Here is a 21,990-nt window from a genome sequence, read left to right on the forward strand (position 1 = left end):
TGTACTTTTCAGATTATCTTCTTTTAGGAAGTATATGTTCCGGAACTTTTAAAATCGACAATAAAACGATAAAAAGACAAATAATATTCACCCCCAAAGCGATAGAGAAAGCACTACGATAATGCTGTGATGAAGGCTTTGTTCCTAAAAAATAATAAAAGATACTTCCTACCACAATAATTCCGACTATCGCAGCCGCCTGCTGAAAAGTATTATAAACTCCCGAAGCATTTCCTGCAAGTGCTTGCGGCAGCCCGGACAAAGCAAGATTGGCCAGTGAAGGAATAATAGACCCGACCCCTAACCCATGAAAAAACAGCAACAGACAGAGTATAAAAAAAGGAGTTTCCGAATCAAATAAAAGAATCTGAAGGAGAAGAACTACTATAATCAAGCCCAATCCGGCAACTAAAAAATTTTTGCCATAACATAAAATAAGCTTTGCAGAAAACAGAGAGGCCAGGATAAAACCCAATCCCTGAAAAACAATAATTTCCCCTGCAGCCATTGACCCAATCCGCAGCCCATCCTGGAAAAACAGGGACAGGATATAAAAATAAGAATCCAGCATTATAAAGAAAAAAGAAACCGCCAAAATACCAAGATTGAAATTTTTATAACTGAATAAACTTAAATCCATCAGATAAGGCTTTCCTTGCTTTATTCTTATCTTTTGATTTTTAATAAAATAAATTAAAATGAGTATTGAAACCATCGTTATTACTATACTTTTAACCTGGATTCCGTGATGTTCAGATATAGTAAGCGAATAGGTAAAGCAGAAGAGTCCGGCAGCCAATATCATCACACCAAAAAAGTCAAAAGTATTTTTTCCGGCTAAGGTTTTAGATTCATTTAATATTTTCTGACTAAAAAATAGGGCGAGCATACACACCGGAATATTGATGAGAAAAATAAGTCTCCAGGATTCCTGCATCAGGGTTATGGACAAAAAATAGCCCCCAAGGAACTGCCCCAGAACGGTCCCTGCCCCAATAGTGATTCCGTACCAGCCCATCGCTCTGGTTCTTTCTTCGTGTTCTGAAAACAGGATCTGTATCATCGACAGAACTTGCGGAGACATAAGCGCTGCACTGACTCCCTGAATAAAGCGGGAAACAACAAGAAGGACTGCATCGGACGATAATCCACATGCAATAGAACTCAGCATGAAAAAAGCGAGCCCCGTCATAAATATCCTTTTCCTGCCGAACAAATCCCCAAGTCTTCCGCCTGTAATCAGAAATGAAGCAAAACCGATAAGATAAGATGCAATCATCAGCTGCATTTCGCCATTGGAAGCATGAAGATCACGCTGGATTGACGGAATGGATACATTGATAATGAAAATATCCATGATGGTTAGCAACTGACCGGATAATATCACCATCAGTTTCAAATATTTATCTTTCATTTTTATATAGATATATCTATTTTTATTTAAGAAAAAAATTAAGGCAGCTGAGCCTCAATCATTTTTTGAATCTGGTCAAAAGAATCTGAATTTTTATTGATCGTGGAAGTTACTACTGCTCCTTCTATCAGCAGGAAAATATTTTCAGTAAGCAAATCTGCATCCGTGTTTTTTTTATTGTCCACATAATCACTTACCAGCTTTCTGATCAATTCTTTCTGTTTCAGTTTGTGTTGCCTTACAAAATCAGAAACTGCCGGGCTGCTGTCTCCTACTTCCGAAACAATTTTGATGAAATGACAGCCTGCGAATTTTGATGATAGCTGTAATTTTTTACGGTAATCAATCAACGAAAATATTTTTTTTTTCGGCTCAGAGACTTTTGCAGCATGTTCTTCAAACCCTTTGAACCATTCAAATTCTTCTCTGGTAAGGTAAGCCTGAAGAAGATCATTCTTGGAGGAAAAATGATTATACAGTGAACCTATTGCAATATCAGCTTCGGCAATAATCTGGTTGATCCCGGTTGAATTAAAACCCTGTCTGTAAAAAAGATCTGAGGCCACTCTGATAATCCTTTCCTGTACTTTCTCCTTTTTCATCTGAAAAATTTTTACAAATCTACATAAAAAAATAGATAAGTCTATCTATTTTACTTTACATGTGTGTAAAAAATGAATGATATTAAACTAGAATATTGATAAAGCAATGATTGAGGGACTTTTATCAAAAAACACCAAAAATATGAATATCCTACAGCAGAATTTAAGGATTACGAAGGGAGTAAAAGATAATTTTATAAAAACATAAATATGATTAATAATTTACTGCATAATATTTTTAATTTTAATCGCTACATATTTTGTATCTTTAGTTACCACTTTACAAAAAGATCATGTGGTACAAAGCAATGGCAGAAGAACTTTATTTCATCAAAACGAATCCGAATATTGCTAAAATCAATTTGTACAATAAACTTTGCCGTGAAGAAGAAAATATCATAAACTTTCTTCAGGCCGATCCCAAAGTAAGTCTTGAGATTATCAAAAAAAAAGTAAAAGACTCGGTAGAAAATCTCTCGAAAGAGGAACTTTCAAGCATTTTTACGTGGTTCAGCAGCATTTATCCGGCTGACCGCGAAGAGGCCAAAACCCAGCTTTTCATCCATGGACTTGATCTTTTTTACGAAATTCCGAAAACACAGAATGTACAAACTTTCCGGGAGATGCTTTCAGCATACGAAAATTACTCTAAACAGAAACTGGATTTTATGGTAGACGCTCAAAATTTCAATCAGTTCCTTCTCTACGGATTATTTTTCACAGACATCTCCTTAAAAGAAAAAGGAAACTCTACCACTCTTTCCCATTATTTGAAAACAGATTACCCCTTATTGTATGCTCTTGCAGAAGACCAGTTTCAGAAAAAAGGATCTGATCAGGATAATGATCTTGCTCTGCAGCGTTATTTCGGGGAACTGTATGATCTGACCAAATTTTATAAAGGATCAATTATTCAGCTTCACACTTCATAGCTCTGTATTGTCATTTAAATTACAGACGTTGAGCCGTAATTTGTTTTTCTTTTATACTACAGATTTGAACTACTGACATATCTGAATCAGAGCAAAGGTTCTAATTTTGAAATATGATTTAAACTCTCTTATATTCGGGCCGTGAAAACCAAGGATAAAATATTGTCAAAAGCAATGAAACTGTTCAATGATCGATATTTTACTCAATGATTTACAGACTATAAAAAATAGAAGCTTTATGAAGAAAAATACATATTTGGGTCATGATCATGAAACTGAGAATTGATGCAGAAAAAAATCCAAGAATCGCTATCTTAGATTCCTATTAATTCCGGGAGGTCTCAACAACAGCTTATGAATACTAATATCACCTACAGAAAAGCTTCAGAAAACGATATCGATTATCTTCTTGATTTAAGAATGAAAACCATGAATCCGCACTACATCGATTCTAATCTTCCAACGGACAAGGAAACAACGCTCCAGAGAATCCTGTATCAATTCGACAAAGCCCATATCATTCTTTTAAACGATGAAGCTGTCGGATTATTGAAGATCAACAAAGCTGATGATAAAACAGAAGTTTTGCAGCTGCAGATAGACCCAAGCCAACAAGGGAAAGGGCTGGGAAAAACGATTTTAACAGCTATTCTGAAGGAAGCTTCCGCAGCAGGAAAAACAGTAGCATTAAGTGTCTTAAAAACTAATAAAGCTCAACATTTATACACAAGTCTGGGGTTTAAAACTGTAGATGAGGATGAGCATTCCTTTTTTATGGAATTTAAAGGTACAATGGCCTCTCATTAATGACAATCATTTCTGGAGACTGCATCCACTTAGATTTTTTATGATTGATTCGCTAAAGTAACAAAAATCAACCTTCCGCCTTCTTCAGCAGACAAAAGTATTTTCTTACCATCCGCCAGTTCCACCATAGATCCCGGCGGAATCTCTTTCTGTTCCGTAACATCCTTCATCGAAGTCAGGCTCTGATTCACCAGCACCCATCTTCCTTCATGAAAAGTGAAATATCCGACTGGCATTTTATCCTGCATCGTAAGGTTTTCATTTCTGATCACCTTTCTTGAAACATGCCATTTGAATAAATACTGGTTATTGTAAACCATCAATCGGTGGTTTTCGGGCTTCCATACGTCATCATCAAATTGATAATAGAGGTCCAGAACGGGAAGCGTTCCCTTATGCGAGGTACCGCAGAAAGGGCACTTTGGATTGCTGCTGTTGTCAAATACATACCATTTTTCCGTGCATTCCGGATTGTGACAGGGTTGGATAAGATCGGCAGTCTTTAGAAGCGCAGTTTCCCATTCATTGGCTGTAGGACGTCTGATCGGATCATGAAGTCCGTCTATAAATGCTTTTCTAAACAGTTCAGAAAGATAAGGACCGGCAGCGGTATAGGGAATTTTTTGAGGATCGCCCCAGAAAGCATCCCATTTTCTCAGATGATCAGCTTTAACTTGGTTGGACGGATCACTGGAATGCTCTATGAATAAAGCTTTTTCACCCATAGAAATAATATCGTCCTTTTCAGAATCCAGATCCCATATCTTTCCTCCTCTCAAAGGATGTCTCCGGAAAAGATACATATAGATGAGCACTGCCAGTGCATGAAGATCGGTCTTCTGATTGGGCAGATGCCTGCCGGGATCCTGCATGCTGAGATGTTTGGTCTTTAAAACTTCGGGTGCAATAAAATCTGCCGTCCCAATTACTTCCGGCGGGAATAACTTCGGAACCACTAATCCGTCTATATCAATGATGCAGGCGGATTTCGTCACCGGGTCTATCAGAATGTTATTATACGAAAGGTCGGAGTGTGCCAGTCCCATCTGGTGAAGCTTTTTCACTCCTCTGCTGATATTGATGGTGATCTGAAAATAGCTCAGCCAATCTCCGAGTTCCGAATGATCGAGCCTCAGCGGATACTGCTGGTTTCTGAACATGGGAGCAGTGAACCATTTCCCTACTTTATCCTGACCCTGGATATTATCTGATCCGATATATCCTTTTGCAAAGAAGAATTTTTTATGGTAAACGGGCACCACAATTCCCGTCAGTTTATTTTTTTCTACAATATCATACGGCCATCTGAATATTTCGTTCAGAAAGTAATCTGCTGAATTTCCGTTCTGAATATTTCCAAGATAAGTGGAAACAATTCTCATAATACGCTCTTTCTGCCCGGCGTCCAGAGGATTCCGGTAAAAAGCCACTACATATTCTCTGTCCGGCGAAAAATAAACATCTTTCACTCCGCCGCGGATAGGGCTTTCATCAACATATTCATAGGATTTTGCTGCGTCCAGAATAGAAACAACTTGAATGGTCTTTTTCATGCTTAATAGATTATGGCCAGTGTTCTGTCGTCATGATTTCCCCGGCTCCAGAAATCGGTCCATGCCAGAAGTTGTTGATCAATATCTGCATCGCTGACAAAGTCTACTTTTGTGCGGTCATCGTTATTTCCTGCAAGGTCATTAAAAAATGTTTTCCAGCTGTTGATATCTTCAAGCTTGTTTTCTGTCATGAATTTCGGATCATAAATACCATCGGTCATCAGCACGAGATAGGAAAAATCATCCACACAGGTTATTTCAAATCTTGAAGCCATATCATCACCAAATATCTCCTTCATTGTAATAAAACGGGTACCGCCTCCAAATTCACCCACATCCATACGGTTCAAAAGCTTTACTTCTGAAAAATCGGGGCTGATCAGGTTGATCGGGCAGTCTCCTACTCCAAAAGTGAGAATTATATAGCCGAAATCAAACTTTTTAAGCAATACAAAAATCAGTGTAGTATGGAGATCTTTTATAGAAAAAGAGTTTTCTGTGGCCGTCTTGTCTAAAATATTATACACGTTCAGGATTCCCTCATAGAGAGTTCTTATAATATTTCCTCTGGCTTCGGACTGTATTTCTTTTGATGATTCAGAGGTCCTGTAGACGATTTCAATATTTTTTTCGATCCCGGTTAAAATCTCTTCAGAATTAAGAAAACTGTTTATTGAAACTGTTGCCAGCCTGGAACCTTCTCTTGCCATTACCGCAGAACCGGCACCGTCAGCAACTGAAACAATGCTCCACCCTCCGGGAAGTTCATCAACAGCAAAATCATCATCCCTGAATTTTCCTTCATGGGCATGGGAGCGTCCTCTTTTTGATACAATGGTGATTTTCTTGTCTGAAAACTTTCCTTTGTAGGATATTTCATCTGGTTTATAGTAAATATCATTTGTATCAGATGGAATGTTTTTCCAAAGATCTTTTGGATCCGCATTCACAAACAGATGTGTTTTTTTGATTTCCATCCTGTTTTCATCGTAGATATGATAGAACTCAATATCCAGGTCATGAACACTGTTTACATAGGGAATACCCGATATTTTGTTGTTTTCGAAGGTAAGTCCTGTTCCCTTAAGGTTGGCTATGTTTTTGATCCTGATATTCGGAAAGCTCTCCATATCGAAACGATATTCATAAAACTGCTTTGAACTGGCATTTTTAAGTACCAAATGAATCTCTTTAAATTCTTCTTTCTCCCTGTAAATAACGGCTTTTTCCATGGTTTTGCATTTGATCTCGAAAATAAAATTCTCTTTCGTTATCCAAGAGTTCGGTTAATATCAAATCCTTCGCTGGAAAACCCATAGTAATCCGAAGTTCCGCACCATGGGCATTTGTTGTATCCTTCTCCTTTCAGACAGTGAATTCCGCCACATGAGCAGGTTGCCAGCGCAACAGGATTGGCACAATGAGGGCATGAAGTCCCTCCCTGAAGTTCTTCAATAGAAATTTTAAGGTTATTTTTCTGGGAAGATGACAGCCTTAAATATGCTTTTTCATCAATTTTATAGGCTCCATCCAGTCTGTAATATCTTGTAGACATTCCGGGTATGCTTGATTCAGCAAATGTTTTTTTAAACTTCATCAAATACAGCTTCTCCGTTTCTGAGCATTTTCCGTTTAAAACAACAAAGTTATTGTCCGGAAACTTCTGCTCCAGCTCAGGATCTACTTTTTCAAGGATAATGGAATCGATCTTGGAAAGGTTAATTCCTTCTTTATTGGCCTCAGTAACACTCTGGCTGGTCGTTTTGATGGAATCTGTCACCCATTTGAAAAATTCTTTATAGGAATTTTCATCGGAATTATTAAACAGTAAAACGTTGTCTGATAAAGTTCCCAGCAGCTTATAGTTGGTATTTTCTCCGATAGATACCGCAATCGTATTGGATTTCCCGTGATATTTAGTATTCCATCTTTCAATAGCTTTTGTGGCATCATCGGTAGGAACCCCGTCTGTAAAGAGAAAAACAATAGGTTTCCAGTCGCCTTTTCTTTCATAAGTGGTTTTCACAATATCCCTGTCTATACAGTCCATCACTTTAATAAGACCTTGGGACAGTGATGTTCCGCTTCCAATCGGGATTTTTGGCGGATAAAAACTGATGATGTCCTGCAATGGTGTGATAACTTCCGCCTCTCCGGCAAAACCTATGATGGAAATATAAACCGTTTCCAGTGAATACGGATCTTTTTTTAATTCTCTGATGATATTGGCAATACCTTCCTGTACCTGCTCAATAGGCTCTCCAACCATAGATTCGGAGACATCGACTAAAAAATAAATGGGCAGTCTTCTCATGATTTATATTAAAGACAAATGATTTAGATAATAATATTAAGCTCGGAAGGCGGCGGAGGCAACGGTGTACTTTCTCCGGTTCCTTGTGACTTTCCGCCCATCGTGATGGATGAACTTACCCATTTGAAAAATGAGGAAAGCGTTATCGCATCAGTTGTATCCAATTTTACCACGTGGTCTGTAAGCTCCTGCAGAAATTGTTCATCTGCTTTCGGACCTGCTGCACAGCCTACAATAGCTCCGAATTCCAAACTTCTGATCACCGGAATCATCTGTCTATATTTCTGGATATCGGAAGGTTTTCCGTCAGTAAATATAAACAGCAGCGGTCTCCAGTCTTCTTTTTCATCTGAAGACCCTTTGACCAGTTCTTTTTTGACCAGCTCCGAAACCATCTCCAATGCCGCACCGGTATGGGTCGGTCCGCTGTCCGGACAGGTAATCTCCATAGGGTAAAAACTGGCCAGATCGGTCAGAGGAATAATATTTTTAACCTCACGGTCAAAAGTGATGACACTCAGATGGAGACTGTCCATTGCCTGCGGATCTGCGCGGAGCATGCTTATCAGCCCGTTAAATCCATTATTGAGTGCCTGGATAGGTTCTCCATTCATAGAACCAGAAGTGTCCAGTAAAAAATATGCTAATAATCTCCTGCTCATGATAAGACAATATTAATTCTGAAACCGTCAGGGAAAGTTTTCAACTTTCCCTGACGGTTTTATGTTTGATAATCTGGTTTAATTGGAATATGCGTATTGCTTCAGGATCTCAATAAAGTTATCGGTCTGATGCGGTTCTCCAATGGCCCGGAATTTCCAGTCCCCATTGTGACGGTAGGCTTCGGCAAAAACCATCGCACATTTACCGTTCATACTTGCATCTCCTGAAAGACTGTATTTTGTAATTTCTTTGCCTTTGGCGTCTACAGCTCTGATAAAGGCATTCTCGATCATTCCGAAATGCTGGTTATTCTGTTTTCCCTGGTAAATGGTCACCAGGAATAATATTTTCTGATAGCTTTCATCCAGCTGGTCAAGTTTAACGATGATCTGTTCATCGTCTCCATCTCCGGCACCAGTTCTGTTATCTCCTGTCAGCCATATATTTCCGCTTGGATGCTGCATGGAATTAAAGAAAACCACATCACCCTGATACAATGCGATCTGCCTTCCTTCATTGGTCTGTACTGTTTTTCCAAGGTTCGCTACTTTGCCGTTTCCATCTAAAAGAAATGCAACGGCATCAAGATCATATTCTGCTTCTTTGCTGAACAGTTTCCCAAAGAAACCGCCCTGCTTTCTTACATCCCATCCCAAACCGATCGTTACTTTTGAAAGATCGTAAACATTTTCCCCACGGTCATTTTTTCTTAAATCAATCGTCTGACCTTTCTGTAAATTAATTGCCATAGTTATCGTTTTTTTTATTTAAAAATATAATTATTTTATGATCTGTCCTTTGTAGTATTTCTCAAGGAAAAAGGAAAGATCTGCTCTGTAGCCGATTCCTGACGCTTCAAATTTCCAGCTTCCATTTCTTTTGTATAATCTTCCGAATTCTACTCCGGTTTCGATGGAGAAATCTTCATCCAGCTCATATTTTGCAATCTCCTGACCGTTACTGTTATCCACAATTCTGATGTATGAATTTCTTACCTGACCGAAGTTCTGCTTTCTTCTTTCAAAGTCTTCAATGGTTACTACAAAAAGTATTTCTTCCGCTCTTGGGTCTACTTTTTCAAGATCTACGATAATTGCCTCATCATCGTCACCATCACTGTTTTTACCGCTTGGATCATCTCCTGTATGGGTCAGTGCCCCATCAGGGGACTGAAGGTTGTTATAAAAAACAAAACATTCCTCATTGATTAATTTTCTATCGGAGTCAATCATGATGGCAGAAGCGTCCAAATCAAAGTCGAAGCCAGTTCCTTCATTTGGGTCCCAGCCTAGTCCTATCGTCATTTTTGTAAGCCCTATCTCGATCTTTTGTCCTTTCTGTAAATTAATTGCCATAGTGTTTCAGTTATTAATTATTTTTTGTTTAAGATAAATTTGATTTGTGGATTGACCAAATTTATTGATAAAAAATAAATGGCAGACGATAATGTTTCATTTTAATAGGGTTTTAACATAAAAAAAGCCCAATTAAAAATTGGACCTGTATTTATGAAAGTTATTGTTGAACTTAATTTTCAAATTCTTTTTCAGAAACGGCTTTTTCTCTTGCCTTCGCCAGCATAGGAATAGAGATAAGACCCATCACTAGCATAATGGTGATCTGTAACGGAAGTGAAATAAATGAATAGGTCAGTCCCATTTCGCCACCTAATTCTGCAGTTTTCCCCATTGAAATAAACAATGCCATAAATCCGTACTTCATGGCCAGATTAAATGCTCCAATTCCGCCGCTGGCAGGAATGATCATCCCCAGAGTACCAACAACGATAATGAAAAAACCGTCAGCAATAGTGAAATTAGAGGTTTCAGGAAGTGCAAAACACACAAGATAAGCTGCAAAGTAATAGCAAACCCATATTCCTATAGTATAAAGGATAAATTTTCCTTTTTCTTTTAATTTAAATATTGTGGCCAGCCCTTCGAAAATCCCGTCTATAAAACTTACTATCTTTCCTAAAAACGGAACACCTGCAAGCCTTTTTCTAAATACAAAGAACAGAACTGTACCAACTCCCAGGATTAAAAGGACAAACAGGATCTTATTGGGTATCTGAATATCTGAATTCTCATAAAAAGACAAAATTGCATCATATTTAAACAACAGGGTTAGTCCCAGAAATCCCAGCATGCAGATAAGATCTACTACTCTTTCCAGAATAATTGTTCCGAAAGACTTGTCAACAGGAACTTTTTCCACTCCGTATAAAGCTGTAGCTCTTGCTACTTCCCCGCTTCTCGGAATGGTAAGATTCATCAGATATCCGAAAGATATGGACCAGAGTGAATTTGAATTAGAAATCTTATGTCCCATAGGTTCCAGCATTAGATTCCAGCGTATAGCTCTGAACCAGTAGGCCAGAATACCGAATACCGAAGCAAACAGAACCCACAGATAGTTAGCCTTCGCTAAAGATTCTTTGATCACCTTGAAATCAAGACCTTTTAAGGCAAGCCATAAAAAAAAGCCTGCAAAAGCAAGCGATATTACTATTGTTAATATTGATTTTATAGGATTCTTTGATTTTTTCTCCATGGATCAGGTTAGAAGATTTGTTTTTTCATCCGGGAAAACAATTTTCGGCTGAAATGCTTTTGCTTCTTCGGGTGTCATCTGTGCATAGGCAATAATGATAATGATATCATCTCTCTGTACTTTTCTTGCAGCAGGTCCGTTTAAGCATACTTCCCCAGATTTTCTTTTTCCTTTGATAACATAGGTATCAAAACGTTCTCCATTATTCACATTAACGATATAAACTCTTTCTCCCACTACCAAACCGGCAGCTTCTATAAGATCTTCGTCGATCGTTATACTTCCAATATAATTAAGGTCTGAGGCTGTAACCCGTACCCTGTGGATCTTAGATTTGAAAACTTCTATTAACATTCTGCAAATTTATTAATAAAAATTAATAAATCGGGCTTTTGGAATCATTTTAAAACTCCCACAAAGCCAGCTATTTAATTTTATATTATACAAGCTTTCAGGCCATTATTTATAAAATCAGCAAACATATCATCAAAAATATTAATACTTTACACGTAATTTAGGATTTAATAAATACAGAAAATAATATTATTTTTTTGCTAAAGTCAATACTCATAAGCATTTGGCATGATTTTAGTGAGCGGTAACGTAGATTTTACGTGAAAAGTCAAATTATCATATTTTAACTGTTTTCATCAAAAAGCAAAAAAATTTTATAACTTTTAATAAAATAATTGCACAATTAGAAAATAGTATTATATTTGCTATAATTACGAACTAACTTAATATTAAAAATTATGAACAAGTCTGAATTAATCGACGCAATCGCAAAAGATGCAGGAATCACTAAAGTTGCAGCTAAAGCTGCTTTAGAATCATTCATTGGTAATGTAACTACTACTTTAAAGAAAAAAGATGGAAAAGTTTCTTTAGTAGGATTCGGTACTTTCTCAGTAGCTGAGAGAGCTGCTAGACAAGGAATCAACCCTGCAACTAAAAAACCAATCAAAATTGCTGCTAAAAAAGTTGCTAAATTCAAAGCAGGAGCTGATTTATCCAATGCAGTTTCTGGTGCTAAGAAAAAATAATCATTCAGATTAAAAAATTCAAAGGCCGTTTCTTAAGGAAACGGCTTTTTTTATTTTGAATCTGGCAGCTTCGAAGACAACAGAAAGCCAATCATTTACTTTTTCTCTTTTAAGTTTTGGCTAAAGCCTCTGTAATATCTATAAAAATTTAAAGCGGGCTAAAGCCCGCTCCTATTGAATTTTAAATAGCATTTTTTCTTTATAGAAATTAGCGATTCTCTTCAACACCATAAAGTTCAGATATCCTCATCAGAACCTCCCTCCCCCATCTTCTAGCCTCTAATTTCCAGCTTCCAAATTGTGTTATGGTGCCAATCGTGAAATCTTCCAGTCCAGATCTTCCAGCTGATAAATAATCCTGTCATGAAGACGGTTGGGTCTCCCCTGCCAGAATTCAATTTCGTAGGGTTTTGCAATGTACCCTCCCCAGTTGGAAGGTCTTGGGACCTCACTGGTTTCATATTCTTTTTCCAGCTCTTTTAATTTTTCTTCCAGAAATTCTCTGTTCGGGATTGCCTGGCTTTGAGGTGAAACTACCGCCCCAAGCTGACTTCCTTTAGGCCGCGAATGAAAATATCCATCACTTAAGTTTTCTGCAATTCTTTCAAGGTTTGCTTTAATAATGATTTGCCGTTCGAGGTTCGGCCAGAAGAAACTAAGACAGGCTTTATGGCTGTTTTCTATTGCTTTTCCTTTTCTACTGTCATAGTTGGTGTAAAATATGAAACCTTCATAAGTATATTCCTTAAGCAGTACCATTCTGGTTCTCGGACAGCCGTCTTCTTCTACTGTAGAAATAGCCATGGCATTGGCTTCTGAGACCGCCGGACTATTGCTGGCTTCAATATACCAGTCTCTGAACTGTTCAATGGGGTTTTGTTTTATCTCACTTTCAATAAGTTGGGATTTCTCATACACTTTTCTTTTGTCGTGCAGGTTTTCCATAAATATTTTTTATTAAATTTGAGTATGAATTACTCATACAAAGGTAAAATATTAATTTCCACACCTGACATTTCCGGCGATATTTTTTCGAGATCGGTGGTGTTGATCGTTGAACATAACGAAAGCGGGGCATTTGGTTTGATATTGAACAAAAAAAATAACCAGATGAGTAGTAAGTTCAAAAACTTTTTTGATTTTAAAATAGAGGTCTACGACGGCGGGCCTGTGGAAAACGACAAGGTATTTTTTATCGTTAAAGAAAAGAAGGTAACTCAGGTCTATTCTGAGATCAGCAAGGATTTTTATATTACGGAAGACATTGAAAGTATCATCAGTGCTGTTCTTAATAAGGAATTAAGCATCAATGATGTGAAAATTTTCTCAGGATACTCAGGATGGTCTGCTGAGCAGCTGGATAATGAGGTACAGAGGAAGATGTGGACTGTGGTAGATATTTATAATTTGGACTATACACTTCCTAATGACCAAACCCTCTGGAAGTCAATTATGCAGAACCTGGGCGGAGAATATCTACTCTGGGCCAATTCACCTGAAGACATTTCCCTTAACTAATTGAATTTCTATCTGATACGCTTTAAAAACATTAACAAAATTTAAGATTATGTTAACCAATTTTAAAGAAAGAATTCACGTTATTTGAAAAACCAAAATCACTGACATGAAAGGAATCAAATTACTTGCTTTATCAGTTTTCTCTGCTTCATTTTTATCATTTACTCCTATCAATAAAAAATATATTGTTATTGATGCCGGACATGGTGGAAATGATATGGGATCGGTTTTCAATAAATTCTCTGAAAAAGAGATTACAATAAATATTGCTAAAGAGATTCAGAAGCTGAATGAAAATCAGGATCAGTACGAAGTGATATTAACGAGGGATTCTGATACATCTCCAACCCTTCAGGAAAGAACAGCTATAATCAACAAGCTTAATCCGGAAATGGTTATTTCTCTTCACATGAATAGCAGTCCTCACAAGGAAGCTGTGAAACAAGGGACTGAAGTGTATATTCAGAATACTGAAAATTCAAAAAAACTTGCTGAAAAAATTTCCAAAAAATTTAACGTCATTAAAATTGAGGAACGTAATCTCCACATGCTGAGAGAAACAAAAGCTCCTGCGGTACTGGTAGAGCTTGGCTTTATCAATAATGCCAAAGACAGGGAATATGCTACCAGCGAAAATGGACAGAAGGAAATCGCTCAAAAATTCACAGAAATCATCCGTGAATACTAAATAAAGAAACAATTTCTGATTTATTCAGAATAAAACCCGGTAAAGGACTTGGGTACTTTGTTGTTTACCGGGTTTGTCAATTTTAAAAACTATTCTTCCAGCTTTCCACCATTTCTATAAAACGGGAGCTTTCAAAAGTCTTATTTCTTATTTTACCTACACAAAATATGCCTTTCTCGTCAGAGATCATTAAAATCTCTTCAGCCTTTTGTGATTCAAAAGCGATTATCTCATGTTCCTGAATATCTGCAAGGTTATTTTTATGCAAGAAAGTCACGAAGTTTTCCATCAAGGGAGAGATGTATGCGCCTTCGGACTGCTTGGGAACTTTGATCACAGTTCCTTCTAAAAACAATAAATTTCCGGAAGTGGTACGCGCAATCCTCTTGTTCGGATTAAGGAGAATCACATCATCCAGGTCATTTTCTTCTGCATAAATTTCTCCGTAAATATTTTCTGGACAATGAACCCTGATATTGCTTAACAAATTATTGTTTACATTGATTTCCTTGGTAAGATCCATTTCCAGCGGTCTTTGATGAACCGCAAGTATATCATCCGATTCCGTTACTTCATAAAAATAAGATACGGAAGATTTTGAAACGGTTACCGCATCATTATTTCTGAAAACCTGAAAATTGATAATTCCATTTTTTATTCCTTTGCCATCGATAACATCTTTATGAAAAAGCGTCTGAAAAAATTCCAGGGTATAGGTAAGCGGAATATTCATTCTCATTTTCCTCATGGAAGCCATTAAGAAGAAGTAGCATTCTTCGTCCATGATCAATCCCCCGTTTCTCACGAAGAAAGAAACCTTCACTGCGTCGCCCAAAAGGAACGCTCTGTTCTTTACATTTAATCCGTCTGATGTAAAATATTGATTTTCCAATTTTTGAAGTGATTTATTTATAAAAAAATAATGAACGATAAATCGTTCATCAGTTTTACCATTTAATAGTGTACAGCTTATGCAGCACCTAATTTTATTCTAAGGTTTTCTATAAGGTTTTCCCAATATAATGCATTTTCTTCTTCATCACCTTCCTCACAGAAATCTGTAATATTTAAAGCCAAGTCTTCTGTAATATCATCTATCGTGATAGTCATTTCAAAGAAATTCTTAGTTCCCTCATCTTCTTCCCATCTGAAACGAACGAAACCTTCAGGCTTATATCTAATCAAAGTGGCCTTTTCAGCAGGTCCTCCACCCCAGCTAAAAAAGAAATCATCGCCTTTCTCTGTTACCTCATCCGCAAACCATTCAGATAAACCCTCCGCCGTTGCCAGATATTCGTATAAAATCTCTGATAAACAATGCATTGGAAATTCGTAATGGACTTTATGTTTCGCCATATAATCTTTGTTTTTATCGTCCCGCAATATATAAATTAATTTTTTTATTACACTAAAAAGCAATTATTTTTTTAAAGAATCTTCATGATATTTATCACAGCTTTTAAATCTTTTCTGAATATAATTTTTAGTCCTAAAAACTGCCATGTAACACATAAAAAATCTCTCCGAAAATGGAGAGATTTATCGTCTATTTTTCATTTAAAACATCCAGAATGATTTGGCATCCCTGCCGGATTTCATCCATAGAAATGGTAAGTGGCGGTGAGATTCTCATATATTCATTTCTGTAAAGCTGCCAGAATACAATAAGACCCTTTTCCATACATTTTTTAGCAGCTTCAAGGGTATATTCGGGTGTTCCAAGATTCACAGCCAGCATTAAGCCTTTCCCATTAATATTTTTAATCTTTGGATGTACAAGAAGTTCTCTGAACAGCTTTTCTTTTTCAGTGGTTTCATCCATCAGCCCGCTTTCTAAAACTTCTTTCAAAGTAGCATGGCTGGCTGCTGCTATCAGCGGATTTCCCCCAAATGTTGTAATATGTCCCAGCTTTGGTGAATGTGACAGGGTTTCCATAATCTTTCTGGAACTCATAAAAGCACCTACCGGTACTCCTCCTCCCATTCCTTTACCCATTACAAGGATATCGGGAACAATTCCGAAGTGTTCAAAAGAGAATAATTTACCGGTTCTTCCAAAGCCTGGTTGAATCTCGTCAAGGATAAGAAGAGCTCCTACTTCTTCACATCTTTTTTTAAGTTTGATCAGGTAATTTTCTTCAGGCATTAAGAATCCTGCTGCTCCCTGAATTGTTTCCAGGATCACACAGGCGGTTTTCTCTGTAATTTTATCAAAATCATTTTCATTGTTGAATTCTATAAAGCTGACCATTGGCAGCAAAGGACGGAATTCTCTTTTATGGGTTTCGTTTCCGGATACACTTAAGGCGCCGTGCGTATTACCGTGATATGAATTTTTAAAGGAAACAATCTCTTCCCTTCCTGTATAACGTTTGGCCAGCTTAAGGCTTCCGTCGATAGCTTCTGCTCCGCTGTTTACCAGATAAGTGATTTCCAAGGGGTCAGGGGTAGCTTCTGCCAGAAGCTTACAGAGTGATACAGGTTTTTCCTGTGCATATTCTCCATACACCATTACATGCAGGTATTTGTCTGCCTGCTCTTTGATAGCTTTTATCACTTTAGGGTGTGAATGCCCCAAGGTATTGGCAGAAACACCTGCCACGAAATCCAGATATTTTTTTCCATTTGTTCCGTAGATATAGCTTCCTTCTGCTTTTTCGACTTCAAAACCTGCTGCAAATTTTGTGGTCTGTGCCTGATATAAAAAAAAGTCTTTATGCATTTCCATGTCGCGAAAATTTTTCAGCAAAGCTAAAAAAGATTCATCACATGTAGAAATTATCTGTCTTAATAAAAAATTACCCTTAAAATCTTAAAGGTAATTTTTATTCTAAAAGTATATACTGTTATTACAAAACCTTTTCTATTGTAACATAACTGTTATTCGTTACTGTATAGGAAGTGGTTCCTCCAACCTCAGAAACAGCTTCTAAGGTAATATACTGTCCCTGTATGGCATAAACGGAGAAATCCAAGTTAATTTTCCTATTGGTCCCATCAAAATTTACAGTATTTTCCAACAACTGAAATCTCTGTGAGTCATTCACATACAGACCGGCACCCAATCTGCTGCTGAAAGAGCCTGCAGGTCCTGTAAAAGTGATATTTAAGTTAATTCTGTATAAACCTGTCTGGCGGATATATAACCTGTTAAGATTAGCGCCCGTCGTTGGAACATTGGTTTTAAGCTTTAAAGGATCAGCCAGGAAATTAACCTTATCTATTGTAGGGTTGATCGGAAGCAATACAGATCCTGACGTTGTGGAAACCGAATTGAGCTGAAATCTGGAAGTATTATCTGATTCCACTTCAAAAGCCTTACTCCATACTAATCCATTAAAAACCATTGTCTGTCCCGTACTTTTAACGAACAGCAACATTCCTTTTAATTCTTCTATAGCCGTTACCGGTGCACTTGCTCCTGTAAAAGGCAGTAAAGCCTCTGTATCAACAGCCGGAAGGCCAAAACCCTTAACTCCTGCGGCTTCGCTTGTATTGGTAATGTATAACATGACCTGATCATTTCCGCTGGCGTTGGAATCCGGATTGGGAATATTAGTAACATTAACCTGTGCGCTGTATATATTGATCATCAATATCAAACAGCAGAACATATATTTTTTCATGATTAGTAAGCTTTAATTAAACGTGCTGCAAGATATGAACTGGACGGATTTGTGTCTGTTCCGTAAGCAGCCAAAGCTCCACCGGAAATAGCAGTGGAACTGATTGCAGGGACCACTCTAAGCTCAGCTCCTGCCGGAAGAGAAATGGTCTGGGCAAAACTTGATGTTTTATTACCCTGTGTATCCACGATAAAAACGATAGAATAATTGGTCTTCGAAACTACAGTTTCCCAATCTGAAGCCGGTGTATATTTAACTTGCAGTGTAAGTTTAAATTCTGTAACTCCAGCTACTGCTCCAAAACTTCCGCCTGTAAAAACAAGAGCAACTCCCACATCATAAACCCCTGCTGCCTTAACTGTTACACTGCTTGCATTTTTAAGAAGTAAGTTATCAACAAGAACCTGGCTTCTGTTATCGGGTGCCAGATAACTCGGAGCTCCTCCTGCGAAGCAGAATCCTATCCCAAATGAAATACACGGAATGGATATTCCCGAAGATATTCCAAGTCTTGATGCTTTTGGCTGATAGATGCCCTGGATCTGTCTTGAGGGATTCCATGCATAACCGTCATATTTGTAATACTGTTCGTCATTCTTGTTATAGATAAGACTTCCTACAAGATTAGGATAGTCATCAAATATATCGGGCGCTGAAGCATTATATCTCGGAAAAGAGGTGTAAATATTTGAATACGGAAGGATCGCTCCTTTTACACCGTCCTCAACTTTCAGTATATTCTGATTACTTACCGTACTGCTGCCGATAGTAACCTGTGCCATTAATACGTAATGAAAAATAAGCACTATAAATAATGTAATCTTTTTCATCTTATTGCATATTTATTTTTTCAACAATGATTTCAGAAACAGCATTTCCGGTTTTTGACATCGCAAAAAACATGTTATTTCCACCTAATGCCCCAGTACAGATTCCTGTACCGATATCCTGGGTACCACCCATTGTAAGCCTAAGCTTATCTCCTGCATTGAAAACGCCTACATAGGTAAATGCCAGAGACTGTCCTACATCTATAGATCCAGGAAGAAGAGTGGTCACAGACAGGGCTCCGGCTGTGGAACCACTTGTAGTATCATTAATAGGTCTCCAGGTAGCATCTGAAGCTGTACTCAGTTCCAGATCAAGTTTTGACCTTAGATTGATGATAACACCTATACAAAGTGGAGTACTGATGTCTAATGCCCCACTTTTGAAGGAAACTTTGTATAGACCTCTTGTATTGATATTGATCACATTACTTGTAGCTGCTGCTAATGATACATCTGTTGAAATTTCATTAAAACTTGGTGCAGTGGTTGTAAAATTAACATTAGCTACACTGCAGGTCCTCACTGTCAAAGCGCAAGCCAATCCACAGGTTCCACAGCTGGTAGTAACAGTACCTGACCTGATGAAACGTGCCATTTTGTTATTTTTCATGGTCGTTACAATAGGATCTGATATTTTCCAGACTGTACCGTCATTCTGTACAATACTTCCCGTTTCCCTATTGAAAATAATGGAACCCTGGGTCCCATTCCCTGTTGTCCCTGTAGCAGATACGGGTAGTAATGCAGCTGTGTTAGAGCGGGGCATCCGGGCTGCATTGTTATCCTGTTTTACATGCAGAAGTGATCTTGTGTCGGGTTGAAAACCTGGAGCTTTCGAAATCCCAACCTGTGCGTTGACCCCTATAAAGCAAAAAATAAGGGCCAAGAGGAAATAGTTGATTTTCATTTTTAAATTTTTTTATCATTCTTGGTGTATTAAATTTATAAAATATTATAACTCAAATGATATCATTCATGAAAAAATTAATGTTAAATAAAAAAGGAAGAAGAAAAACATAGATTTAAAGCGGTGTTTGCGCATTAAACAATTTACCATAAGATTAAAAAAAACAATTATTTTACTACATTTCAAACGTATTTACATTTTTTTATCATAAAAAAATCACCATTTCTTAATTAAAAATGGTGATTTATTACTCTTCGTTGAAAGATATTGGTTTATTTCCGTACCCGTTTGGGTTTTTTGGCTTCTTCTTTAGCTCTTTCTTTATCTATGGCTTCCTGAGCCTGATTAAAGAGTTCATTATCAGCAGAATATTTTATTTCTTCGTAGTTTGGGCTATCGACAAGGATATCCTGCCATTTTCTGATCCGGTCTCTGGTATTCCAATTGAAATCGGGGAATTTTCTTTTATCCGGCTCTATTTTACTCATTGGATAAGTATCTGAATTGGCCCCTATACTGCATGATATAATCTGTAAGCCTCTTTCTTCAAATAAAGCTCCTATGATCCCGCAGGTAGAAAGGGTAATCCCTATTCTCTGAGGCTGCTTTGTTTCCTGATCTACATCATCAACATAGACGATTGACTGCGCATTTCCGACTACTCTGGCTTCTTTAATATCATTATTTTCATAGTAAACGGTCATAAACTTACCTTTTACCTGATTGAATTCATCTTTAAGATTTAATGAATCTACTTTGCTGATCGCAAACGCATTTCCAATTACTTTAAGTGAGTCTATATTTTCAGTTTTAGTATTGAAATACGCTTCAACTTTGTCTCCGGTTACCTGTTTTTCGCCACTCCAAAGAATGGGGCTGGTATACATGTGCATGATACCGTCTGTTTCGTTGAAAGCAATGGAATCTGCTCTTCCCTGGGCATTTGATTTGAAGATACGTGCTTTTTTATAAGCTCTTAAAAAGCTTTTCTTTACACTTATATCTGCTGAATCGGGTTTCTGGTAGGAAAGAATCTTTTCTGCAGCAAAGTAAATAGAGTCTTTTTCCATGATTTTAACAGCATAAGGACTGTTGGTCATCATGGCAGAATCTTTTTTCTGAAAAACTTCTCCATAACCGCCTTTGATATATCTTCTTTCTATGGGATCATCGAGTGTAACGTTTCCGGTTGCTTTACCGAACCCGGTAATATTGTTAAAATACATATCATCCCCGGTAAGAATTTTGTCGTTATAAAAGATTTTAGAATTTTTGTTAAGGAAGGCTTCCTTAGTTTCCATTCTGTAAGTTCCTCTTTCTGTATAAATACGGTTCTTAGGATTGGCTCGGTTAGTAATTGTTGTAGGCCCAAAAAACTCAGCAATTTTGGTATTTTGGTTCTGCTTGATGTTAGGGCCTTCTATGATGTAATCCGGGCTGTCGATCTTTACGTTCCCTACAAAATCAATCATTTTGGTATTAAGAAAATAGGTCGCAGATTTGGTATACATTACATTCTGCGCATCAGAAATCGTCCCTCCGGTATTGAAGTATGCCTGATTGGCAAGCCTGTCATAATACAGGATATCAGTTTTAATAGTCTGTTTCGGATCGGTAAGAACAACATCTTTTTTGGCAACCCCTTTCTGGGTAACTCCGTTGTACTCCATTTCGTGGGCTGTAATCACGGAGCCGTCTGCATTTTGCAGCTTTGCATTACCAATAGCTTTTACCAGGCTTTGGTCGTTGTAAAGGATAACTTCATCAGCATAGAGGATAGAACCCTGATGTTCTATCTGAACATGGCCTACCATATACTGGTTTCCTTCGTACTTGGTGTCTTTTTTAAATTCGTCGGAATGGATGATTTTCACCTTATCTTCCGGTCTTACTGCAGGCGAAGTTTTTCCTTTATTTTGGATATAAGGATCCATCTGCGTAGTTTTATTGTCCTGTGCGGAGCTGAACGCAGAAATAAAAATTAACAGAAAAAGGATTATTCTCATTGATTAATCATTCTTAGTACCATAGAAATACAGCGAATGCGAATCAATATTTACGCCAAAAGCTTCTTCAATTGCTTCTTTGATTCCCTGTATTCTCGGATCACAGAACTCTATAATTTCTTCGATTTCTTTATCAGAGCCTTTTTTGTAGATTACCAAATGGTCATGCTGCTTATCAAAATAAGACTTCTCATAAGATGAAGAGGTCAATGTTTTTTCTCCAAACTGATGCTTACGGATCAAACCTGCATCAAGGAAAATTTCAATAGTATTGTAAATCGTTGCTTTTGAAACATGATATTTCTTCTGCATCATAAGAAGATACAGATCATCCACATTGAAGTGATGATCCATACTATAAATCTCTTCTAATATCGTATATCGTTCAGGTGTGTTTCTGAAACCCTTTTCTAAAAGGTAGTTTCTGAGAACATCCTTAATCAAAGCAATATTTTTTTCTTTTTGTACTGTATCCATCAAAAAAATTATCTACAAATTTATTGATTTTTATTTAAATAAACCTTATGGTTTCGT

The 21,990-nt window shown here is 37.4% G+C and carries 24 protein-coding genes; 5 read left to right on the top strand and 19 right to left on the bottom strand.

Annotation, left to right across the window (positions count from 1 at the left end; translation table 11 throughout):
* Positions 1–13 precede the first annotated feature (13 nt).
* Together J2T03_RS17505 and J2T03_RS17510 are read right to left on the bottom strand one after the other, a co-directional pair.
* Positions 14–1,414, bottom strand: coding sequence for an MFS transporter (locus J2T03_RS17505; RefSeq protein WP_307220597.1), 1,401 nt, complete (start codon positions 1,412–1,414; stop codon positions 14–16).
* Positions 1,415–1,452: 38 nt separating this feature from the next.
* Positions 1,453–2,016, bottom strand: a complete 564-nt coding sequence (locus tag J2T03_RS17510) for a TetR/AcrR family transcriptional regulator (RefSeq protein ID WP_307220600.1) — start codon at positions 2,014–2,016, stop codon at positions 1,453–1,455.
* A gap of 293 nt (positions 2,017–2,309) precedes the next feature.
* Between J2T03_RS17510 and J2T03_RS17515 the strand changes: the two genes are divergently transcribed.
* Both J2T03_RS17515 and J2T03_RS17520 read left to right on the top strand, forming a co-directional pair.
* Positions 2,310–2,948: a hypothetical protein gene (locus J2T03_RS17515; protein WP_307220603.1), complete on the top strand. Its 639-nt coding sequence runs from the start codon at positions 2,310–2,312 to the stop codon at positions 2,946–2,948.
* 354 nt (positions 2,949–3,302) lie between these two features.
* The gene (locus tag J2T03_RS17520; RefSeq protein ID WP_307220606.1) at positions 3,303–3,755 is read left to right on the top strand and encodes a GNAT family N-acetyltransferase; all 453 of its coding nucleotides are present in this window, start codon (positions 3,303–3,305) and stop codon (positions 3,753–3,755) included.
* A 38-nt stretch (positions 3,756–3,793) separates the two neighbouring features.
* Here the strand turns inward: J2T03_RS17520 and J2T03_RS17525 are convergent, their stop codons facing one another.
* From J2T03_RS17525 to panD, 8 genes are all read right to left on the bottom strand, one after another.
* On the bottom strand, positions 3,794–5,308 hold the full coding sequence (locus J2T03_RS17525) for a helix-hairpin-helix domain-containing protein (protein WP_307220608.1): 1,515 nt from the start codon (positions 5,306–5,308) through the stop codon (positions 3,794–3,796).
* Positions 5,309–5,310: 2 nt separating this feature from the next.
* Positions 5,311–6,540: a PP2C family serine/threonine-protein phosphatase gene (locus J2T03_RS17530; RefSeq protein WP_307220611.1), complete on the bottom strand. Its 1,230-nt coding sequence runs from the start codon at positions 6,538–6,540 to the stop codon at positions 5,311–5,313.
* Positions 6,541–6,578: 38 nt separating this feature from the next.
* The gene (locus J2T03_RS17535) at positions 6,579–7,622 is read right to left on the bottom strand and encodes a TerY-C metal binding domain-containing protein (RefSeq protein WP_307220613.1); all 1,044 of its coding nucleotides are present in this window, start codon (positions 7,620–7,622) and stop codon (positions 6,579–6,581) included.
* 23 nt (positions 7,623–7,645) lie between these two features.
* A complete protein-coding gene (locus J2T03_RS17540) occupies positions 7,646–8,284 on the bottom strand; it encodes a vWA domain-containing protein (protein WP_306843258.1) in 639 nt (212 codons plus the stop codon).
* Positions 8,285–8,362: 78 nt separating this feature from the next.
* Positions 8,363–9,034 carry a TerD family protein gene (locus J2T03_RS17545; RefSeq protein WP_259839206.1) on the bottom strand — a complete coding sequence of 224 codons (672 nt, stop codon included), beginning with the start codon at positions 9,032–9,034 and terminating at the stop codon, positions 8,363–8,365.
* A gap of 30 nt (positions 9,035–9,064) precedes the next feature.
* Positions 9,065–9,640 carry a TerD family protein gene (locus tag J2T03_RS17550; protein WP_306843257.1) on the bottom strand — a complete coding sequence of 192 codons (576 nt, stop codon included), beginning with the start codon at positions 9,638–9,640 and terminating at the stop codon, positions 9,065–9,067.
* Positions 9,641–9,812: 172 nt separating this feature from the next.
* Positions 9,813–10,838, bottom strand: a complete 1,026-nt coding sequence (locus tag J2T03_RS17555; RefSeq protein WP_306843256.1) for a lysylphosphatidylglycerol synthase transmembrane domain-containing protein — start codon at positions 10,836–10,838, stop codon at positions 9,813–9,815.
* A 3-nt stretch (positions 10,839–10,841) separates the two neighbouring features.
* Positions 10,842–11,192 (bottom strand): aspartate 1-decarboxylase, encoded by a 351-nt coding sequence (panD, locus tag J2T03_RS17560; protein WP_306843255.1) that lies wholly within the window; start codon positions 11,190–11,192, stop codon positions 10,842–10,844.
* A gap of 398 nt (positions 11,193–11,590) precedes the next feature.
* On the opposite strand from panD, the gene J2T03_RS17565 reads away from it, so the two are divergent.
* Positions 11,591–11,881, top strand: a complete 291-nt coding sequence (locus J2T03_RS17565; protein WP_002976900.1) for an HU family DNA-binding protein — start codon at positions 11,591–11,593, stop codon at positions 11,879–11,881.
* Positions 11,882–12,184: 303 nt separating this feature from the next.
* Here the strand turns inward: J2T03_RS17565 and pdxH are convergent, their stop codons facing one another.
* On the bottom strand, positions 12,185–12,826 hold the full coding sequence (gene pdxH / locus J2T03_RS17570) for a pyridoxamine 5'-phosphate oxidase (RefSeq protein ID WP_307220615.1): 642 nt from the start codon (positions 12,824–12,826) through the stop codon (positions 12,185–12,187).
* A gap of 24 nt (positions 12,827–12,850) precedes the next feature.
* Here pdxH and J2T03_RS17575 point away from each other — a divergent pair, with 24 nt between their 5' ends.
* Positions 12,851–13,399 carry a YqgE/AlgH family protein gene (locus J2T03_RS17575; RefSeq protein WP_306843228.1) on the top strand — a complete coding sequence of 183 codons (549 nt, stop codon included), beginning with the start codon at positions 12,851–12,853 and terminating at the stop codon, positions 13,397–13,399.
* Positions 13,400–13,505: 106 nt separating this feature from the next.
* Positions 13,506–14,087, top strand: a complete 582-nt coding sequence (locus J2T03_RS17580) for an N-acetylmuramoyl-L-alanine amidase family protein (RefSeq protein ID WP_307220617.1) — start codon at positions 13,506–13,508, stop codon at positions 14,085–14,087.
* 82 nt (positions 14,088–14,169) lie between these two features.
* Here J2T03_RS17580 and J2T03_RS17585 read toward each other — a convergent pair whose 3' ends face one another.
* The 8 genes from J2T03_RS17585 to J2T03_RS17620 all read right to left on the bottom strand — a co-directional run bounded on the left by J2T03_RS17585 (position 14,170) and on the right by J2T03_RS17620 (position 21,933).
* On the bottom strand, positions 14,170–14,979 hold the full coding sequence (locus tag J2T03_RS17585; protein ID WP_307220619.1) for an aminotransferase class IV: 810 nt from the start codon (positions 14,977–14,979) through the stop codon (positions 14,170–14,172).
* A 77-nt stretch (positions 14,980–15,056) separates the two neighbouring features.
* Positions 15,057–15,443 carry an START-like domain-containing protein gene (locus J2T03_RS17590; RefSeq protein WP_202089068.1) on the bottom strand — a complete coding sequence of 129 codons (387 nt, stop codon included), beginning with the start codon at positions 15,441–15,443 and terminating at the stop codon, positions 15,057–15,059.
* 190 nt (positions 15,444–15,633) lie between these two features.
* On the bottom strand, positions 15,634–16,809 hold the full coding sequence (locus J2T03_RS17595) for an aspartate aminotransferase family protein (RefSeq protein WP_306843934.1): 1,176 nt from the start codon (positions 16,807–16,809) through the stop codon (positions 15,634–15,636).
* Between the two features lie 127 nt (positions 16,810–16,936).
* On the bottom strand, positions 16,937–17,713 hold the full coding sequence (locus J2T03_RS17600) for a hypothetical protein (RefSeq protein ID WP_307220621.1): 777 nt from the start codon (positions 17,711–17,713) through the stop codon (positions 16,937–16,939).
* Positions 17,714–17,715: 2 nt separating this feature from the next.
* Entirely contained in the window at positions 17,716–18,543 is an 828-nt protein-coding gene (locus J2T03_RS17605) for a hypothetical protein (RefSeq protein ID WP_306843222.1), read from the bottom strand.
* A 1-nt stretch (position 18,544) separates the two neighbouring features.
* Complete coding sequence (locus tag J2T03_RS17610) at positions 18,545–19,450, bottom strand: hypothetical protein (RefSeq protein WP_306843221.1); 906 nt, start codon at positions 19,448–19,450, stop codon at positions 18,545–18,547.
* Between the two features lie 272 nt (positions 19,451–19,722).
* Positions 19,723–21,456 carry an OstA-like protein gene (locus J2T03_RS17615; RefSeq protein ID WP_307220623.1) on the bottom strand — a complete coding sequence of 578 codons (1,734 nt, stop codon included), beginning with the start codon at positions 21,454–21,456 and terminating at the stop codon, positions 19,723–19,725.
* 3 nt (positions 21,457–21,459) lie between these two features.
* Positions 21,460–21,933 carry a Fur family transcriptional regulator gene (locus J2T03_RS17620; protein ID WP_034706517.1) on the bottom strand — a complete coding sequence of 158 codons (474 nt, stop codon included), beginning with the start codon at positions 21,931–21,933 and terminating at the stop codon, positions 21,460–21,462.
* Between the last annotated feature and the right edge of the window lie 57 nt (positions 21,934–21,990).

It is taken from the genome of Chryseobacterium lathyri (assembly GCF_030812195.1).
In the GTDB taxonomy this organism is placed as follows: domain Bacteria; phylum Bacteroidota; class Bacteroidia; order Flavobacteriales; family Weeksellaceae; genus Chryseobacterium; species Chryseobacterium lathyri_A.

Coding starts and splice junctions, on each gene's coding strand:
- J2T03_RS17595 (WP_306843934.1), bottom strand. CDS start 16,809: ATGCATAAAGACTTTTTTTTATATCAGGCACAGACCACAAAATTTGCA.
- J2T03_RS17515 (WP_307220603.1), top strand. CDS start 2,310: ATGTGGTACAAAGCAATGGCAGAAGAACTTTATTTCATCAAAACGAAT.
- J2T03_RS17590 (WP_202089068.1), bottom strand. CDS start 15,443: ATGGCGAAACATAAAGTCCATTACGAATTTCCAATGCATTGTTTATCA.
- J2T03_RS17505 (WP_307220597.1), bottom strand. CDS start 1,414: ATGAAAGATAAATATTTGAAACTGATGGTGATATTATCCGGTCAGTTG.
- pdxH (WP_307220615.1), bottom strand. CDS start 12,826: ATGGAAAACCTGCACGACAAAAGAAAAGTGTATGAGAAATCCCAACTT.
- J2T03_RS17540 (WP_306843258.1), bottom strand. CDS start 8,284: ATGAGCAGGAGATTATTAGCATATTTTTTACTGGACACTTCTGGTTCT.
- panD (WP_306843255.1), bottom strand. CDS start 11,192: ATGTTAATAGAAGTTTTCAAATCTAAGATCCACAGGGTACGGGTTACA.
- J2T03_RS17520 (WP_307220606.1), top strand. CDS start 3,303: ATGAATACTAATATCACCTACAGAAAAGCTTCAGAAAACGATATCGAT.
- J2T03_RS17565 (WP_002976900.1), top strand. CDS start 11,591: ATGAACAAGTCTGAATTAATCGACGCAATCGCAAAAGATGCAGGAATC.
- J2T03_RS17535 (WP_307220613.1), bottom strand. CDS start 7,622: ATGAGAAGACTGCCCATTTATTTTTTAGTCGATGTCTCCGAATCTATG.
- J2T03_RS17580 (WP_307220617.1), top strand. CDS start 13,506: ATGAAAGGAATCAAATTACTTGCTTTATCAGTTTTCTCTGCTTCATTT.
- J2T03_RS17600 (WP_307220621.1), bottom strand. CDS start 17,713: ATGAAAAAATATATGTTCTGCTGTTTGATATTGATGATCAATATATAC.
- J2T03_RS17530 (WP_307220611.1), bottom strand. CDS start 6,540: ATGGAAAAAGCCGTTATTTACAGGGAGAAAGAAGAATTTAAAGAGATT.
- J2T03_RS17525 (WP_307220608.1), bottom strand. CDS start 5,308: ATGAAAAAGACCATTCAAGTTGTTTCTATTCTGGACGCAGCAAAATCC.
- J2T03_RS17610 (WP_306843221.1), bottom strand. CDS start 19,450: ATGAAAATCAACTATTTCCTCTTGGCCCTTATTTTTTGCTTTATAGGG.
- J2T03_RS17555 (WP_306843256.1), bottom strand. CDS start 10,838: ATGGAGAAAAAATCAAAGAATCCTATAAAATCAATATTAACAATAGTA.
- J2T03_RS17550 (WP_306843257.1), bottom strand. CDS start 9,640: ATGGCAATTAATTTACAGAAAGGACAAAAGATCGAGATAGGGCTTACA.
- J2T03_RS17605 (WP_306843222.1), bottom strand. CDS start 18,543: ATGAAAAAGATTACATTATTTATAGTGCTTATTTTTCATTACGTATTA.
- J2T03_RS17575 (WP_306843228.1), top strand. CDS start 12,851: ATGAATTACTCATACAAAGGTAAAATATTAATTTCCACACCTGACATT.
- J2T03_RS17615 (WP_307220623.1), bottom strand. CDS start 21,456: ATGAGAATAATCCTTTTTCTGTTAATTTTTATTTCTGCGTTCAGCTCC.
- J2T03_RS17510 (WP_307220600.1), bottom strand. CDS start 2,016: ATGAAAAAGGAGAAAGTACAGGAAAGGATTATCAGAGTGGCCTCAGAT.
- J2T03_RS17545 (WP_259839206.1), bottom strand. CDS start 9,034: ATGGCAATTAATTTACAGAAAGGTCAGACGATTGATTTAAGAAAAAAT.
- J2T03_RS17620 (WP_034706517.1), bottom strand. CDS start 21,933: ATGGATACAGTACAAAAAGAAAAAAATATTGCTTTGATTAAGGATGTT.